The 278-nt window shown below is 76.3% G+C and carries 1 protein-coding gene; it reads right to left on the reverse strand.

Annotated elements, in window-relative coordinates:
• A partial coding sequence (locus SB660_RS20130) for a hypothetical protein (protein WP_410584066.1) occupies nt 1-278 on the reverse strand: 278 nt, incomplete at both ends.

The following is a 278-nucleotide window of genomic DNA, read 5'->3' on the forward strand; positions in this document are numbered from 1 at the left end:
GCGGCCCGCATGCGTCAGCACGTGCAGGCCGCCATCGGCCGACGCCGCCCACATGCCTTCGGGGCCGACCTCCAGTGCGACGCAGTGGCGCGCATCCTGCGGACCGGGCAGCGGCACCAGCGCATCGGCATCCACGCGCCACAGCCGGCAGGCATGGTCGAGCGCCACCGGCCGGCCCAGCGCCGCCGACCACGCCAGTCCGACCACCGGGTCGCTGGCGCCGATGGTGCGCGCGGCCGTGACCTCGGCATCGACGTGGTCGACGCCCCGTTCGGTGC

Origin of the sequence: Bacillus sp. SIMBA_005 (assembly GCF_046535585.1) — a bacterium.
In the GTDB taxonomy this organism is placed as follows: domain Bacteria; phylum Bacillota; class Bacilli; order Bacillales; family Bacillaceae; genus Bacillus; species Bacillus pumilus.